The 17,100-nt window shown below is 53.1% G+C and carries 13 protein-coding genes and 2 pseudogenes; 2 read left to right on the top strand and 13 right to left on the bottom strand.

Annotated features, from left to right (window positions below):
• Nucleotides 1-84: 84 nt before the first annotated feature.
• The 4 genes from pstB to ACQKE4_RS12435 all read right to left on the bottom strand — a co-directional run bounded on the left by pstB (nt 85) and on the right by ACQKE4_RS12435 (nt 4,571).
• Nucleotides 85-924 (bottom strand): phosphate ABC transporter ATP-binding protein PstB, encoded by an 840-nt coding sequence (pstB, locus tag ACQKE4_RS12450; RefSeq protein WP_427388687.1) that lies wholly within the window; start codon nt 922-924, stop codon nt 85-87.
• 26 nt (nt 925-950) lie between these two features.
• Entirely contained in the window at nt 951-2,117 is a 1,167-nt protein-coding gene (gene pstA, locus ACQKE4_RS12445) for a phosphate ABC transporter permease PstA (protein WP_427388686.1), read from the bottom strand.
• A gap of 18 nt (nt 2,118-2,135) precedes the next feature.
• Nucleotides 2,136-3,386, bottom strand: a complete 1,251-nt coding sequence (gene pstC, locus ACQKE4_RS12440) for a phosphate ABC transporter permease subunit PstC (RefSeq protein ID WP_427388684.1) — start codon at nt 3,384-3,386, stop codon at nt 2,136-2,138.
• A gap of 171 nt (nt 3,387-3,557) precedes the next feature.
• Nucleotides 3,558-4,571: a substrate-binding domain-containing protein gene (locus ACQKE4_RS12435; RefSeq protein ID WP_427388683.1), complete on the bottom strand. Its 1,014-nt coding sequence runs from the start codon at nt 4,569-4,571 to the stop codon at nt 3,558-3,560.
• A gap of 111 nt (nt 4,572-4,682) precedes the next feature.
• Here ACQKE4_RS12435 and ACQKE4_RS12430 point away from each other — a divergent pair.
• Together ACQKE4_RS12430 and ACQKE4_RS12425 are read left to right on the top strand one after the other, a co-directional pair.
• Nucleotides 4,683-4,787, top strand: a pseudogene (locus ACQKE4_RS12430) (IS3 family transposase); the annotation flags it as partial.
• Between the two features lie 102 nt (nt 4,788-4,889).
• Nucleotides 4,890-6,205: pseudogene (locus ACQKE4_RS12425) on the top strand (IS1182 family transposase).
• A 254-nt stretch (nt 6,206-6,459) separates the two neighbouring features.
• Here ACQKE4_RS12425 and ACQKE4_RS12420 read toward each other — a convergent pair.
• The 9 genes from ACQKE4_RS12420 to ACQKE4_RS12380 all read right to left on the bottom strand — a co-directional run bounded on the left by ACQKE4_RS12420 (nt 6,460) and on the right by ACQKE4_RS12380 (nt 17,066).
• The gene (locus tag ACQKE4_RS12420) at nt 6,460-7,902 is read right to left on the bottom strand and encodes an NAD(P)(+) transhydrogenase (Re/Si-specific) subunit beta (protein ID WP_427388682.1); all 1,443 of its coding nucleotides are present in this window, start codon (nt 7,900-7,902) and stop codon (nt 6,460-6,462) included.
• Between the two features lie 16 nt (nt 7,903-7,918).
• Nucleotides 7,919-9,490 (bottom strand): Re/Si-specific NAD(P)(+) transhydrogenase subunit alpha, encoded by a 1,572-nt coding sequence (locus ACQKE4_RS12415; RefSeq protein WP_427388681.1) that lies wholly within the window; start codon nt 9,488-9,490, stop codon nt 7,919-7,921.
• 48 nt (nt 9,491-9,538) lie between these two features.
• The gene (locus tag ACQKE4_RS12410) at nt 9,539-10,594 is read right to left on the bottom strand and encodes a YeiH family protein (protein WP_427388680.1); all 1,056 of its coding nucleotides are present in this window, start codon (nt 10,592-10,594) and stop codon (nt 9,539-9,541) included.
• Between the two features lie 158 nt (nt 10,595-10,752).
• The gene (locus tag ACQKE4_RS12405; protein WP_427388679.1) at nt 10,753-11,739 is read right to left on the bottom strand and encodes an alcohol dehydrogenase catalytic domain-containing protein; all 987 of its coding nucleotides are present in this window, start codon (nt 11,737-11,739) and stop codon (nt 10,753-10,755) included.
• 24 nt (nt 11,740-11,763) lie between these two features.
• The gene (locus ACQKE4_RS12400) at nt 11,764-12,525 is read right to left on the bottom strand and encodes an SDR family NAD(P)-dependent oxidoreductase (RefSeq protein ID WP_427388678.1); all 762 of its coding nucleotides are present in this window, start codon (nt 12,523-12,525) and stop codon (nt 11,764-11,766) included.
• Nucleotide 12,526: 1 nt separating this feature from the next.
• Nucleotides 12,527-13,840 (bottom strand): histidinol dehydrogenase, encoded by a 1,314-nt coding sequence (hisD, locus tag ACQKE4_RS12395; RefSeq protein WP_427388676.1) that lies wholly within the window; start codon nt 13,838-13,840, stop codon nt 12,527-12,529.
• Nucleotides 13,841-14,027: 187 nt separating this feature from the next.
• Entirely contained in the window at nt 14,028-15,335 is a 1,308-nt protein-coding gene (locus tag ACQKE4_RS12390) for a TRAP transporter large permease (RefSeq protein ID WP_427388675.1), read from the bottom strand.
• A gap of 11 nt (nt 15,336-15,346) precedes the next feature.
• Nucleotides 15,347-15,910: a TRAP transporter small permease gene (locus ACQKE4_RS12385; RefSeq protein WP_427388674.1), complete on the bottom strand. Its 564-nt coding sequence runs from the start codon at nt 15,908-15,910 to the stop codon at nt 15,347-15,349.
• Nucleotides 15,882-17,066: a TRAP transporter substrate-binding protein gene (locus ACQKE4_RS12380; RefSeq protein WP_427388673.1), complete on the bottom strand. Its 1,185-nt coding sequence runs from the start codon at nt 17,064-17,066 to the stop codon at nt 15,882-15,884. Before ACQKE4_RS12380 ends, ACQKE4_RS12385 begins: the two co-directional genes overlap by 29 nt.
• Nucleotides 17,067-17,100: the final 34 nt, after the last annotated feature.

Below are 17,100 nucleotides of genomic sequence, written 5' to 3'. Positions count from 1 at the left end.
ATGTTAAAACATATATTAAAATTTAAAAAAAACACTAAAAAATGAACCCACCGCTTTGCGGTGGGCCTGATGGATAAATGCAACTTAACCGTAACGACCAGAAATATAGTCTTCAGTTTTCTTCTGTGCGGGGGTTGAGAACATTACCTTGGTATCGTTGTACTCAATAATTTCACCCAGATGGAAAAACGCGGTGTAGTCCGCCACCCTCGCCGCCTGCTGCATATTGTGCGTCACGGTAATGATGGTGAACTCCTCTTTCAGCTTATCCATCAAGTCTTCGATCGTCGCTGTCGAGATAGGATCAAGAGCAGAGGTTGGCTCATCCATCAAAATGACATCAGGCTGTACAGCGATAGCGCGAGCAATACACAAGCGCTGCTGTTGGCCACCTGATAATGAGGTACCGGGCTGTTGCAGTTTGTCTTTCACTTCATTCCAAAGCCCGGCACTACGCAGTGCTTTTTCAACTAGCTCATCCTGCTCCGCTTTGCGGCTAACCAAATCGTGCATGCGCGGCGCGTAGGCAACATTTTCATAAATGGATTTGGGGAACGGGTTTGGCTTCTGAAACACCATACCGATCCGCCGACGTAACGCCACTTCATCCATTTTGGCGGCGTTTACGTCTCGCCCATCCATTTCAACCAGCCCCTCAGTACGCACGCCAGGAATCAAATCATTCATGCGGTTCAAACAGCGCAAAAAGGTTGATTTACCGCAGCCGGAAGGTCCAATCAACGCGGTAACATTTTTACGGAACAGGTCAATATTAAGATCAAACAATGCTTGGTTTTTACCGTACCAAAGGCTCAAATCTCGCACTCGAATGCTCAGGTCGTGGCAAGCCTTATCATTAGTCGTATAAGGCTGTCCAACCGCTGGTCTATGCTGGTCGTTCATTACAGGTGCTTGGCTATTCATAGCAATGTCCTCTATAACGGGCTGGCCTACCAGCGACGCTCAAATTTCTTACGTAGTAAAACGGCAGAAGCATTAAGTGAAATCAACACAGCAAGCAGCACTAGAATGCCGCCAGCAGTTTTTTCCACGAAGGCTCGGTCAGGCTCGCCAGACCAGGTAAATACCTGCGCAGGCATTACCGTAGCGGCTTGTGTAAACGAGGCAGTTACATCAGGAATAAATGCCACCATCCCGACAATAATCAGGGGCGCTGTCTCACCCAACGCTTGTGCTAAACCGATAATCGAACCGGTCATAATCCCCGGCATCGCCAGAGGCAAAACATGGTCTTTCACTACCTGCCAACGCGAACACCCTACCCCAAAGGCCGCATGACGAATGGACTCAGGCACACTGCGCAGTGCTGTGCGTGTCGATATAATAATGACCGGTAGCGTCATCAATGCCAGCGTCATACCACCAACCAGCGGTGAGGAGCGAGGTACACCAAAGAAGTTGATAAAAATCGCCAAGCCAAGCAAACCAAACAAGATAGAGGGTATAGCGGCTAGGTTATTGATATTAATTTCAATTAACTGGGTCAACTTGTTATCCGGAGCGAACTCCTCCAGATAAACTGCGGTCATCACACCGATAGGAAACGCAATGGCTAGCGTGACGATCATGGTCATAACCGTACCCATCACTGCAGACATAATCCCCGCAAGCTCCGGCATCTTTGAGTCACCACGGGAGAAGAACGTGGTGTTAAAGCGCAGCGCGACCTGGCCATCTTCGACTAACTGATCAATAACCGCCATCTCATCTTCGCTTAACCGTACGCGATTACCCTTTAGGTATTGATCAACAGGACCGCTGGCGAGTACCCAGCGATTTTCTGTGGTTCCTAATAGGTCTGGGTTATTTCTTATATCCAAAGGGATAACGCGAACCACACTACGGCTGACGATAGACATTATTTCTGGGTCTACCGCCGCCCGTCCATTGGTTGCGGCTTCTTCCGTGTAATTAACTTCAATATTGACCTGTGCTTGCTGAAAAGCTGGCAAACCTTTACTGAGCATGTCAGCAAAGAAGATCACTAGAAACGTGGCTGCCAACCCTAGGGCACCCATTGATAAATACTTCAACCGCGCGGATTTACGATGTCTGCGCTTGAGTTGCTGACTAATTTGGTCAAATGAATCACTCATAGATCGATACCTCAAGCGTTACAGATTATTGACGCGGTATTTGTTACGGAAACGGCGAATCATGATGACAGACACCAAGTTCAACGAGAGCGTGACCACAAACAGCACTAATCCGAGAGCAAAGGCCGACAATGTTTCTGCACTGTCAAACTCCAGGTCACCCGTCATGGCAGCCACAATTCGCACCGTCACGGTGGTCATCTCTTCCAATGGGTTCATGGTGAGGTTAGGCCGCATGCCCGCTGCCATGACCACAATCATGGTTTCCCCTAGTGCGCGCGACATACCTAACAAACAAGCAGAAATAATACCTGGCAAGGCCGCGGGAATGACCACATCGCGAATGGTTTCACCTTTGGTCATACCGAGCGCCAAAGACCCCTGACGCATGCTGTCAGGCACCGCATTGATGACGTCATCGGAGAGCGAGGAGATAAAAGGAATAATCATGATACCCATAACAATCCCAGGGGCCAGGGCATTATTAAATGACGCATTCAGACCTAGAGAGTTTGCAACGCCCACAATAAATGGCGCTACGGTAATCGCCGCGAAAAAGCCGTACACCACCGTAGGAATACCCGCTAAGATTTCCAGCATGGGCTTTGCAACGGCACGAACCTTAGTAGGGGCGTACTCGCCCATATAAATAGCCGAAAGCAAACCCACCGGCACCGCCACGAACATGGCAATCGCCGTAATCATAAAGGTGCCGGCAAACAAGGGCACTGAACCAAACTCTGCACCCGTGCCATCACCGCGACCCGCTGCCGCTAAGAAACTTGCCCCTGGGTTCCAAGTAGTACCAGTAATGAAATCCCAAAAACTGTACATCTCGAAGAAATTAAGCGCTTCTCCGATAATTGAAAACAGTATCCCAAACGTTGTCAGAATTGATATTGTGGCAGCGCCCGCTAGGGTCCAAACAATGACACGCTCAATTGCCTGGCGTGCATGAAAATTGGCGCGTATCAACATCAAACCAGCGGCAAGTCCCAGCACTGCCACTACAAGGCTGGTCAACAGTAAGGGAAATGTAGGTATATCGCTGCCCATGACGAGCATGATAAAGGCACCTACCGCACTCACTAAAATGGCCGGAAAGGCCGTCGCTACCACAGCAAACCATGCGTATTGGTCGGGCTGTGCATACATCGACGATCCTGATGCACGTACACGAGTGGCTTTGCTTCGCCCGACAAAGAAGGCTGCAAGCCCCAGCAGCAGAAGTACGCTGCAAAAAATCAAAAATAGCTGGTTGGTCTGCATCGTTGATATCTCAGGTTAACCAATGAATCCGTTTGCCGAGCTACCTTAAGGCAAGAACGTGACAGTTTTGTGACAAACTTACTAACGCATAGGATTTGCACCACGACCTATTTGAAAAAGCAAAAAGCCGGCAGTATGAACTGCCGGCTTTTGGTGCTATTCCAAAACTGCTTACTGAAGATCTTCTACTGTTAATTGCTTGCGGTCTTCCAGATCTTGCTGAACTTGATCAAGCGCATCAGCGGTCGGAAGAATCAAACCAAGATCAGCCAGCAAACCGCCTTCGCCTAACATCATGTCAGAAGCGAACATGTCGGCATATTCATACATCACAGGAACTTCTTCACCGTGCTGGTTCTTGAGGTAGAAGAACATAGAGCGTGCAACGGGGTATTCAAAGCTTGAGATCGTTTCTTGAGTGGGCTCAACACCGTTGATGTTAGAACCAACTAGAACGTCGTTATTTTCTTCTAGGAAAGAAAAGCCAAAGATACCGAATGCAGTGGTGTCTTGCGTCAAACGCTGAACGATAAGGTTATCGTTCTCGCCACCATCTACCCAAGCACCGTCATTACGTACGTCTGAGTATTCTTCGTCACCGTACTCTTCATACTCTTCAGCAGCGACTACCAGCACCAGCTCCTCGAACGCATCGCGAGTACCAGACGTCGTTGGGGGACCAACAATTACGATTTCACGGTCAGGGAAACTGTCGTCAATCTGATTCCAGTTCGTGTAAGGGTTGGGTACTAATTCGCCATCAACAGGCACCTGAGCAGCAATCGCTAGGAACAGTTGATCAACTGTAACGTCCATCTGTTCGTTTTGGTTAGACTGAGCAAATGCGATGCCGTCACTTCCAATATAGACTTCAGTAATGTCCGTCACGCCATTTTCAATGCAGCGCTCAAGTTCACCAACATGCATACGACGAGAAGCGTTGGTAATGTCTGGCGTACCGGCACCTACGCCGTTACAGAACAAACGCAGACCACCACCCGAACCGGTTCCCTCGATAACTGGCGTTGGATAGTTAGTAGTCGCACCGAACTCTTCCGCCACAAAACTGGCAAATGGGTAAACAGTACTAGAACCTACAATATTGATTTGTTCACGGGCTTGGGCAACACCAACAACGCTCATTACGGCTGCTGCAAGCACTGTGGTTTTTAGAATACGGTTCATGCGAAATACTCCTGTTCGTGTAGGGATCTGGCCTTCGCAAGGCATACCTTGCACTGGTTCCATGACAACTTCATGACAGTGAGCAATACAGGAGATTTTTTTGCTAAGCGGGGAATTGTCGACTACCTCTACTACTATAATCATCAGCGAATCAAGCAGAAACTAAAAGGCCTGAGTCCCGTGCAATACAGGACTCAGGCCATGGCCGCCAGTTAAGCGAACCAACCGTACAACTATTGGGTGTCAGTTCAATAAACGCGGGCTCAGATTGCTGACAAAGCGCTGGCACTTTCGCCAGCGCTTTGCTTTTATTGGCACATGTTAAAAGTTCCCTCTCCCCAACAGTTTGAACTCGAGATGGTCACGCTTGACGAGCTGGTGCCTCAGAACCACTTGCTGAGTAAGATCGATGCTACCCTCGACTTCTCCTTTATCCGTGACCGGGTACGCCACCTTTATTCTGTGGACAACGGTCGTCCAGCCTTTGATCCTGTCTTGCTGTTTAAAGCTCTTTTTATCGGCTACCTATTTGGTATCCGTAGTGAACGGCAGTTAATGCGCGAGATACAGGTCAATGTGGCGTATCGCTGGTTCATGGGTCTTCGCCTAACCAACAAGGTGCCAGACGCCTCGACGATTAGTCTGAACCGGCGTTGACGCTTCACAGGAAGCGACATCCATCAAGAGATTTTTGACACCGTGGTGGAGCAGGCGATGAACAAACGCCTCGTGGGTGGTGAGGTGCTTTACACCGACAGTACGCACTTAAAAGCCAATGCCAATAAGCAACGGCTAGTTCGCCAAGAGGTGACGCAGAGTACGTTGTTGTATCTTGAGGCGCTGGATGCCGCCGTCGAGGAGGATCGTCAACAACATGGAAAAAAGCCTTAACGCCGCGGTCAAGCGCACCCGCGGCGAAGGTGGTCAAGAAGGTCAGCACCACGGATCCTGATAGCGGCTACATGGTGCGCGATGGCAAGCCCACGGGGTTCTTTTATCTGGATCACCGGACGGTCGATGGTAAGCACGCCATTATCACCGATACCCATGCCACACCGGCCACGGTGCATGACAGCGTGCCTTATCTATTGCGACTGGATGCGCAATGTCAGCGCTTTGGGTTATCACCCATCGGCGTTGGGTTGGATGCGGGTTACTTCACTGCCGCGATTTGCAAAGGACTGGAAGAGCGCGGCCTATACGGCGTTATCGGTTACCGCCGCCCCAATAAGATCAAAGGTTACCTACCTAAACGAGCCTTTACCTATCAAGCAAAGACCAATACCTACCAGTGCCCCGAAGGGCAAACGCTGATCTACACCACGACGGACCGAAAAGGCTATCGCCACTATCGCAGCGATCCAGAGCAGTGCCGTCATTGCCCACCGCTATCTGCCTGTACGCGAAGTCGCGACCATACCAAGCGTCTGACGCGCCACGTCTGGTCAGAGGCCAAGGAACGTATTGATGCGCATCGGCTCACTCCGGTCGGTAAAAAGCTGTATCAACGACGAAAAGAGACCGTCGAACGCAGCTTCGCTGATGCCAAACAGCTCCATGGCCACCGCTATGCGCGCTTCTGTGGGCTAGAAAAAGTACGCGAGCAATGCTGGCTAGCCGCTGCAAGAAAATAGCGCTGGCAACGGCTTAAGCGGTCGCTTAGGCGCCGTTCTCAGGCTTGCTCAGCCGTTATATGCAGCCTTAAGACTTCCTTACCTGTCTGGAGCAACACCTAAATGGGCTACGTCTAAGAAACAGGCCTCACTAGTGATCGCTTCAGAAATAAGCTTCTTAAACGACAAAACCCCACAAAAAGTGGGGTTCGTCAGCAGCTTGAGCCCGCGAAGAAACGCGGGCTCAGTCTTAAGGTTAGCTATAGCGCATTAATCTAATCAATCAACGGCAGCAGTGTATTTAAGCTATCGCGAGCATCGCCGTAAAACATCCGCGTGTTGTCCTTGAAGAACAGCGGATTTTCGATACCGGAGTAGCCGGTACCCTGGCCGCGCTTACAAACAAACACCTGCTTGGCTTCCCATACTTTCAACACCGGCATGCCTGCGATGGGGCTATTGGGGTCCTCTTCGGCGGCGGGGTTAACGATATCGTTAGAGCCAATCACGATCACCACATCGGTGGTCGGGAAATCGTCGTTGATTTCGTCCATTTCCAGCACGATGTCGTAAGGCACCTTGGCTTCCGCCAACAGCACGTTCATATGCCCTGGCAGGCGCCCGGCCACCGGGTGAATACCAAAACGTACGTTTTTGCCCGCTGCACGCAGCTTGCGCACTAAGTCGCTCACCGCGCCCTGCGCCTGGGCCACCGCCATGCCATAACCCGGCACAATAATCACGCTGTCGGCATCGTTCAGGGCGCTAGCCACGCCACCGGCGTCAATCGCTACCTGCTCACCTTCAATCTCTGCTGCGGGCCCAGTGCTTCCACCAAAGCCACCCAAGATCACGTTGATAAAGTTGCGGTTCATCGCCTTACACATGATGTAAGAAAGGATCGCACCCGATGAGCCCACCAGTGCACCGGTCACAATCAGCAGGTCGTTGGAGAGCGTAAAGCCAACCGCCGCCGCTGCCCAGCCGGAGTAGCTGTTAAGCATGGAGACCACCACCGGCATATCCGCACCGCCAATTCCCATAATCAGGTGGTAGCCGATAAAGAACGCCAGCGCCGCGAGCACAATCAGCGTCCAGAAGCCTGCTCCATTGAGGTACATAATCGCTAATAGCAGCGAAATAGCCGCCGCACCGGCATTGAGCATATGCCCACCGGGCAGTTGACGCGGTTTGCCATCCACCTTGCCCGCCAGTTTGCCAAAGGCCACCACCGAACCGGTGAAGGTCACCGCACCGATAAAGATCGCGAATACGACCTCGATCTGCAGAAAAGTGAGCTCGTCAGGTGCTTTAGTGGCGACCAATGCAGCGAACGCCGAAAACTCCTGCATAACACCATCTGCGGCACGCGCGGCCATTACACGGCGACGCTCTAAATCTGCACTCCAGGCCACAAACACTGCCGCCAAGCCGACAAAGCTATGCAGGGCTGCCACGAGTTGCGGCATTTCGGTCATCTCGACCTTGCCTGCCACATAAACCCCGATACCAGCGCCAATCACCATCATCGGGATCAGCCACCAGTAACCACCGATGCCCGGCCCTAAGGAGGTAAAGAACACCGCCACCGCCATACCGACGATGCCGTACCAAACGGCACGTTTGGCTTTCTCTTGGTTGCTTAACCCGCCTAGCGACAGAATAAACAGCACACTTGCCGCGATTGCTGCGGCAGATACGAATCCTTGTCCTAACATATCGTCTCTCCGCCGCTTAAGATTTTTGGAACATGGCCAGCATCCGGCGTGTCACCAGGAAGCCACCCACGATATTGATTGACGCGATCAGCACCGAGATCGCTGCCAGCACGCCGACCACTGCGCTGCCAGAGCCGATCTGCAAAATCGCCCCCAAAATAATGATGCCAGAAATTGCATTGGTCACCGCCATTAGCGGCGTATGCAGCGAGTGGCTGACGTTCCAAATCACCTGGAAGCCGATAAAGCAGGCCAGCACAAAGACAATAAAGTGCTGCATAAACGACACAGGTGCTACCTGGCCCAACAGCAGCATTAATGCGCCGCCTATTGCTAACAGCCCAACCTGGCGCTTGGTTTGCGCTTTAAAGGTGGCAAGCTCAGCGGCTTTTTTCTCCTCTGGCGTGGGCGCCTTCTCTTTCTTCTTCGGCTTAGCGGCTGCAATCGCTTTTACTTTGGGCGGTGGCGGCGGGAAAGTAACTTCCCCTTGGTGGGTCACGGTGGCGCCACGAATGACGTCATCTTCCATATTGTGATTGATCACGCCCTCTTTCTCAGGCGTTAGATCGGTCAACATATGGCGGATATTGGTGGCGTAGAGCAGCGACGCTTGGCTGGCCATGCGCGATGGAAAATCGGTGTAGCCGATCACTACCACACCATTATCCGATACCACCCGTTCATCGGGCTTGGTCAGATCACAGTTACCGCCCTTCTCGGCGGCCAAATCGATAATCACCGAGCCGGGCTTCATGAGCGCGACCATATCTTCCAGCCACAGCTTTGGCGCAGGACGACCAGGGATCAAAGCGGTAGTAATCACGATATCCACATCGGCCGCCTGCGCGCGGAAGCACTCAAGCTGCTTCTCACGAAACTCAGGGCTTGAGGGCGAGGCATAGCCGCCGCTTTCGGAGCCATCCTGACTATCTTCAAAATCGAGAAACAGGAACTCTGCACCCATGGACTCGATCTGCTCAGAGACTTCAGGGCGAACGTCAAAAGCACGCACGACTGCGCCTAAACTGGTGGCAGTACCAATCGCCGCAAGACCGGCCACGCCGGCACCAATCACCAACACTTTGGCGGGAGGCACTTTACCTGCCGCCGTGACCTGGCCGGTAAAGAAGCGGCCAAAGTTGTTACCCGCCTCAATCACCGCGCGGTAACCGGCGATATTCGCCATTGAAGAGAGCGCGTCCATCTTCTGAGCCCGTGAAATGCGCGGCACCATATCCATCGCCACAACCGTCGCACCCTGTGCCTTACACTTTTCCAGCAGCGCTTCGTTTTGGGCGGGCCAGAAGAACGCGATTAGCGTTTGGCCTTCGCGCAGCCGCTCTGCCTCTTCATCAGAAGGCTCACGGACTTTAATCACCACCTCAGCGTCGCGCCAGAGTGCGTCAGCACTATCGACAACGGCAACGCCAGCATCACGATAAGTGTCGTCATTAAAGCCCGCCGCCAGGCCAGCGCCTGTTTCAATCAGGCACTCATGGCCCAGTTTCTGAATCTGCTTTGCGCTCTCAGGGGTTAGCGCGACCCGCGCTTCACCTCGAGCACTCTCTTTTGGTGCGCCTATTTTCACGTTGGATCTCCAAAATAATAGTAAGTATTAAAAAATACCTTCAGATTACTAAATCCCTAAACCGGCAAAAAGCACCACACCAAGCACGATGACTAGCAGTAACAGCGTCTCCAAGGCCATTAATATCACCGGCTTCCATCCCACAACGGCAAGTTTCTGGAAAGATGTTTTGATACCCAGAGCCGCAATAGCCGTCACCAGACACCAGCGTGACAATGTCGACATCCCCTCATTCATTACGTCAGGAATCAATCCCAAGCTGTTAATCACCACCAGCACCACAAAGCCCACCAGAAACCCCGGCAGCATGGGTACTTTAGCCGCGCCACCCTCTTCGCGACGAGATGCCCGAAAAAGCCACATGAACACCATGACGGCGGGCACCAGCATGGCAACCCGGACCAGCTTGACCAGAGTTGAGGTGTCTCCCGTTTCTTCTGAGATCATGTAACCGGCCCCCACCACTTGAGCGACATCGTGGATAGTACCGCCCAGAAAAATCCCTGCCTGTGTGTTAGTGAGCGTAAGAACTCCCGCAATCAGGGGGTAAATCACCATGGCCGCCGTCGAGAGAGTGGTCACGCCGACCACAGTCAAAATGGTGTTGCGTTCGCTGTTTTCATGGCGTGGCATCGCTGCCGACAACGCTAACGCCGCCGAGGCACCACAGATGGCAACAGCGCCCCCCGTCAGCAAGCCAAGATCACGCTGTAAGCCTAGCATTCTGGCCAACACCGCCCCTGACAGGATAACGATGGCCACCGACCCTATCACGGTGAGTACAGGCCCGATGCCTAGCTCACCTACCTGATCAAACGTCATCCGTGCCCCCAGCAGAGCCACACCAAGTCGCAGTACCGTACGGGCGGCAAATTCGATGCCCTTTTGGCACAATCCCTCCTCGCTCAGAAAATGTAGCGACATACCAAACAGCAACGCATACAGAAGCGTCGGCCCGCCATAATGATCAGCAATAAACGTCGTTGCTAGCGCGATAGTGACGCATACCAACAGACCACGGCCAATATCGCGGGAGTGAACAATTTGACGCATCAGTCGAGACAACCCCCTATCCCCGGAAGTCGTAAATATCGATGGCTTCATATGCCAGCTCCTAATCCGTTCATGCCAAGGGCATGTGTCTGATGCAAGGTTGGTTCTCAACCTAAATTTAATATTTCTACATTAGACAACTTTTATTTAATCTTAAGTCTCGCGCATGCCTGCTTCCCCATCCGTGCTTTCTAACAACGCCGGAGGCTTTAAGGTTTCAGGATTATCTTTGCCGCAGGCGTACGGCTTGCAACGAGATCAGCAAAAGCGGCAGCACCATGTTTAAGCTGGCGGACTTCAACCCATGAAAGCGGGCCAAGTGCTTGGGAATCCAGCAGATCAACCGTGGCGCGCAAATCGGCGGAGGTATAGGTGTAAGCTCCCAAGAAGGCGACTTCCTTGAGCGTGATGGCTCGGGTATCCAACCCACCCTTATTATCTTGCAACCCTAAGTGCATGATGGCTCCGCCCGGGCGTATGAAACGCACGGCCATATCCCGGGTAGGGGCTGAGCCGACACAATCAAAAACGGCTTCAAAACTATCAGTTGGCGGTGTTTCTTCACGCGGATCAAACGTGCTTAGCCCAGCCGCTTCTGCCGTGCTTCGCCGCAAGGGATTCGTTTCGGCAAGCTGCAGATGACGTACCCCTTTATGGCGCAGGATTAACCCCGTTAATAAACCAATGGCACCCGCACCAATTACCAGCACCCGCGCTTCGGAAAGCGGCCTTGAAAGATAGTGTGCCAGACGGTTGACACCATGCAGGGCAGTGGCAGCCGGCTCTGTCAGTGCTGCCGCTTCTGCAGACAATGAGTCTGGTAGCTCAATCAGGCAATGGCTTGGAATCGTCAGCGTTTCAGCAAAGCTTCCCGGACGGGTCATGCCAATCATGGTGCGATTGGCACAGAGGTTCTGACGCCCGGAAATACAGTACTCACAGTGCCCACACACGATGAGCGGATTCATAGTCACTCTTTTACCGGTCAAAGGGCCTTCCAGCACCTCACCCGCCGCTTCATGTCCCAGGATCATTGGTGGTTGACGACGGGCATCATGGCCATGAAAGGCATGCAGGTCGGAACCACAGATTCCCGTCGCCAGAATGCGCACCCGGGACTCGCCTTCGGCTAGCGGCAATTCCTCGGTCTCGCGCATTTCTACTTGTTCCGGGCCAACATAATAAAGCGCTTGCATAGTGCAACTCCTTACAGAATCACGTTATTTTGCGGTAAATCCGCCGTCAACGTAGAGTGTCTGCCCCGTGATATACCCTGATGCCGGGGACGCCAGAAACACCGCAGGACCGGCGATGTCAGCCATGCTGCCATTGCGGCCAATGGCCGTTCGCTCCGCCAGGTTTCCAGCTGCCGCCGAATCATTAAACAGCGGCGCCGTAAGCTCCGTGGGGAAAAACCCCGGCGCGATGGCATTGGCATTAACGCCATGCTGCGACCACGCCTCGGCCATAGCTCGCGTCAGTTGAACAATACCGCCTTTGCCTGCCCCGTAAGGCGCACTGTTGGGAAAGGCGCGCTGCGATTGCAGCGAGGCCAGATTGATGATCCGCCCATAGCCTTTTTGTCGCATACCAGGCACCAGCGCACGGGATAAAAAGAAAGGCGTACCTAGATGCAGTTGCAGCGTCAGTTGCCAGGAAGCCAAGTCAACCTCGTCAATTGGCTGACGTAGATTGACGCCTGCCGCATTGACCAGAACCGTAACGGTTCCGAAGGGTTCGGCGGCACGCTTGGCAATATCATCCAGTGCTTCCGGCGCGGCAAGGTCAGCCACAAGGGCGGCCGCCTGGCCACCCTGTGCTTCAATTGTCGCGACACTCTCTTCCAGCGCCTCGCGCCTTCGAGCGGCAACCACCACCTTGGCGCCTGATGCCGCCAGTGCCTCGGCCATGGCGCGCCCCAGGCCGCTGCTTCCGCCGGTTACCAGTGCCACTTGGCCATCGAGACTGAAGTTCGCTTGCATCTCAGACCTCCTCATTGATAACCAGATCGAAGGTCTCGTCCGGGTAGTATTTGGCCAGACGAACATCACCTGTGCGCGCATGCCCTTCCATGCCTTCGCAGCGAGATAGCCGCGCGGTAGCCGCAGCGACACTGCGCGTTGCTTCACGACTCTGACGTTGGTAGCTCACAATTTTGAGGAATTTTTGCGCTGACAGGCCGCCTGTATAACGGGCAGCACCCTTGGTAGGCAGGATATGGTTGGTGCCTGAACACTTGTCACCAAAGGCAACGGTGGTTTCCTCACCCACAAATAGCGAACCGTAACTGTTCAGTCGCTCTACCCACCAATCAAGGTCTTCAACCTGGAGCTCCAGGTGCTCGGAGGCATAGCGATCACTGACCTCGACAATTTCCTCACGGGTATCGCAGAGGATGATTTCACCATAATCACGCCAAGCTACTTCAGCGGCATTACGCTGAGTTTCAGGTAGCGATTCGATCAGGCCAGGCATACGCGCCGTTACCTCATCAGCCAGTTCTTTGGAGGTGGTGAATAGCCAAACGGGTGAGTCAGGGCCATGCTCCGCCTGCCCCACTAAGTCAGCGGCGACAATATCAGGATCAGCATTATGATCCGCGATGATGCCAATCTCGGTGGGGCCGGCAAACATATCAATACCGCAGCGGCCAAATAGCTGGCGCTTGGCCTCGGCGACAAAGCGGTTACCGGGGCCGACAAGAATATCGGCAGGCTTGCCGGTGAAAAGACCGAAAGCCATGGAAGCAATACCTTGTACGCCCCCCATCTGCAGGATGGTATCCGCCCCGGCTAGGTCCATGGCATAAAGAATGGCTGGGTGAATCCCCTGCTCATCACGCGGCACTGAACACGCCACCACGTTTTTGACACCGGCGACTTTCGCCGTTGCCACGCTCATGATGGCTGACGCAATGTGCGCATAACGCCCACCCGGTACGTAACAGCCAGCCGTTTCCATCGGGATCAGCTTCTGACCTGCAAAAAGTCCCGGTGACAGCTCCGTCTCAAACTCCTGGATACTGTCACGCTGGGCCACCGCAAAGCGGCTGACGCGTTCGTAAGCAAACTCGATATCTTTTTTGAGCTGCTCGGGTACTTTTGTTTTTGCGGCTTCAATCTGCTCTCGGCTGACCACGATATCGCCTTGCCAGTTATCCAGGCTCAGACAATACTCTTTAGCTTTGCTTTCTCCTTCCGCTTCAATTTCAGAAAGCATTCTGGCCACAAGTTCCTGCGTCTGATCGTGACCAGTTGATGCATTTTTGTCGGCTTTCTTATAGTAAGTAATCGCCATTTCTACATTCCTCTGTTTTGTTTTACTGACGTTTTTTCATTGAAGTTTCAGTCCCTGTGCACAAGAAGTCAGAGACGTCCAAGGACACATCAGGCATTACCCCTACAATATGTAAGCGCTTACATTTTTTTATCGCCACCAGTTGTAGGTATGTTGCAAATCAATTTATCCCAGAATGGTTATGCGGTTACCGCCACCAGAGCGACAGCCAAGGCACAAACGCGACCAGTAATGCCACCGACAGCATGGCGAGTACAAAGGGGATGGCATAGCGTGCGATAGCGAGAACGGAGCAGCGTGTTAATCCGGCCACCACGAAGAGATTCAGACCTAATGGCGGGGTTATGAATCCGAGTCCCAGTGTCGTCACCATCAGGATCGCAAAATGGAACTGATCCATGCCGACCATCTGTGCCAGTGGCAGTAAAAGCGGTGCCAGAATCACGATATTAGGCGTCGCCTCCATCACACAGCCTGCCAGGACCAGAACACCAATCATCATCAGAATAATCACTACCGGAGAGTCGGTAAAACCGGTAATACTGCCGACCATGGTCTGAGGAATAGAGAGGCTGGCAAGCATCTGAGCCAATGGATGCGCAATCGCGATAATGGGCACAATCACCCCACACACGCGCGCCGATGATTCCAGCATTCGGGGAATATCACTTAGGCTCAGCGTGCCTTGCTTAAAGCCCACCAGCACGACGACAACTACTGCAATCGATGCCGCCTCTGTCGGGGTGAAGATACCCGAATAAATCCCGCCCAGAATCACGATAGGGACAGACAGTGCCCACTTGGCATCCCAGACAGCGTTTAGCCAGTTTTGAAACGAGAAACGCTCGTGTCCCTTTTCAAAGCCGTACATCCGGTTCAATATCACATTGGTTATCATGATCGCCAACATCACCAAAATACCGGGGATAATGGCAGCCAAAAATAACGTGGAAACCGGCATGCCCAACACAAGCCCCAGGACAATATAGGCAATCGAAGGCGGTATCAGAATCCCGGTACAGGCACCCGCTGCTACCAGCGCACAGGCAGCGGGAAGCGGATACCCTCTTTCAACCAGCCGAGGGATGGTCATACGCCCAACAGCAGCAGCGCCTGCTGCATCAGAGCCGGAGATACAGGCGAAGAAGCCGCAGCCCAGCGTTGTAGAGCTACCCATACCGCTTCGAAACCCACCCACCGTGGCCTGGGCCAGGTTAAGCAATTTTTCCGATAGGCCTGAGCGCACCAGCGCATCGCCGGTTAAGATAAACAGTGGGACGGCAATCAAGGCAAAGGCATTGATGCCTTCAAACAACGACGCCCCGAACACCGATAAGGGCAATGCTTCGGTGAAGGTCATCGCCGCCAGCGTCCCTAGCCCAATCGCTACCCAGATCGGCACACCTAACGTAATCAAAGTGACCAGCCCCAGAATGGGAAGAAAAAAGCTCCACCCCAGATCTGCCGCGGCAGGTTGATATGTCATAAATTCCATAGCGATTTACCTCAGTCAAACAGCTTCTGACCATCAAACACGGGTTCACCACGTTTCATACGGCGAACATCTGCCAGCATTGACTGCACCACTCGCAATACCACCAGGGCAAAGCCGAGGGGCACGGCCGCCAGGAAAAAGGCCTGTGATACACGCAAACCGGGAGTCATTGAGCCAAAGTTCAGCGACGTAAGAATTGGGGCAATTGATAACCAAAGGGCCCATACTGCCAAAATCAGGGTGGCAATATCCGCTAGCCACCAACCGAGGCGCTTCATTTTTGGGCCACCCAGATTCACCAGCACATCAATACGGATATGCGCCCGGTCTCTGACCGCTGCCGCTGCCGCCAGCCATGCCAGGTAAATAAACGCGTAGCGGGCAACCTCCTCGCCCCAAGGCGAGGAGTAGTTAATGACAAAGCGACGGAACACTTCGATGGCAATGGTCAGAATGATCAAGGCGTAGAAAGTTAGCAGTAGCCAACGCTCAGCCTTACGATCAATGCTGTCACAGCGCAGCCGGAACGCCCGCCACTTCGACATTTTAGCTGTTGCTGTCGACGTAGTAGCCATGGTTCTCCTCCGTCGCTGCCAATAGCCGTTCGAAAATATCCATGGAACCCGCTAACTCCAGTTTGGTATCGTCCCAATCTGACAGCTGATGACCACAGCGGTCACGCCACTGTGCAATTTCATCTTCTGTCGGATTATAAATTTCGACACCTGCCTGACGCATTTGATTGTAGGCGTAAGCCCGTGCGGCAGGCACCTTGGCCAGGTTCTCCCGGAACGTTGTGGCAGACGCCTGTATCACACCTTCTTGAATTGGGGCAGAAAGCGAGTCAAACCATTCCTTATTGCAGGTATATACCTGCGCATCCGCAACGGATTGAATGGTGGAAATACTCTGGAGAACATCAGTGAAACCAAACACCAGCAAGGCCTGAACACTGGGGTCAAGCGCATCGGCTACGCCTTGTTGCATGGCAGAGGATGTTTCCCCCCACGCAACCGGCGTTGGGTTTGCGCCCAATAGGCGATACACTTTTTGCAGGATTTGTGAGCCCGGAACGCGGAACTTGATGCCCCGGATGTCTTCCGGCGTCTTGACGGGACCATCAAGCAACCCCTTACGAACCGCCACTGTACGTGGATCAATACAGATATAAGAAAGCACCTTGAAACCGCGCTCCTCAATCTTGTTATGTACGACATCCTCCCAGGCCGGTGAAGTTACCAGATTGATAAGGTTCTGATTGTTGCCACACCAATAAGGAATATTGATCAAATCCACTTCTGGCGCGAAGGCGGCCAAATTGGCCATGGAATGCTGCGCAATTGCGACAGATCCACCTTGCACTTTGCTGATCAGAGTGTCACCGACACCCAGCTCGCCCGCCGGTGCCAGCCTGACGTAGATTCGGCCACCCGTGAAATTCTGCAGGTTCTCCTTATAGTTCAACTGCATAATGGGATAAGCCCGCGTCGCGCCTACCCGATACCCGGTTGCCAGAACGATGGTCATTTCGGCAGCCGCTTGGAGGGCACTCTCCTCCTGTGCGGTTTGCGCCATGGCCTGCTCTGAAAACAGCGTTCCGCCAACAGCACCAATCACAGCAGCGCTAAAGCCATAGCGGCCAGCCGTTAGCATGAATTGACGACGCTCTGGCAAACTAGGTTCACCAGCGACACCGGACTTGAAGATTTCAAAACGATTTAACAGAGGCATTAGCTTGCTCCTTGTAGTTATTATCAGGCGCTTA

Origin of the sequence: Halomonas sp. NPDC076908 (assembly GCF_050269715.1) — a bacterium.
In the GTDB taxonomy this organism is placed as follows: domain Bacteria; phylum Pseudomonadota; class Gammaproteobacteria; order Pseudomonadales; family Halomonadaceae; genus Vreelandella.
The sequence above is the reverse complement of the archived record's forward strand: the minus strand, read 5'-3'. Positions and strand labels throughout refer to the sequence as shown.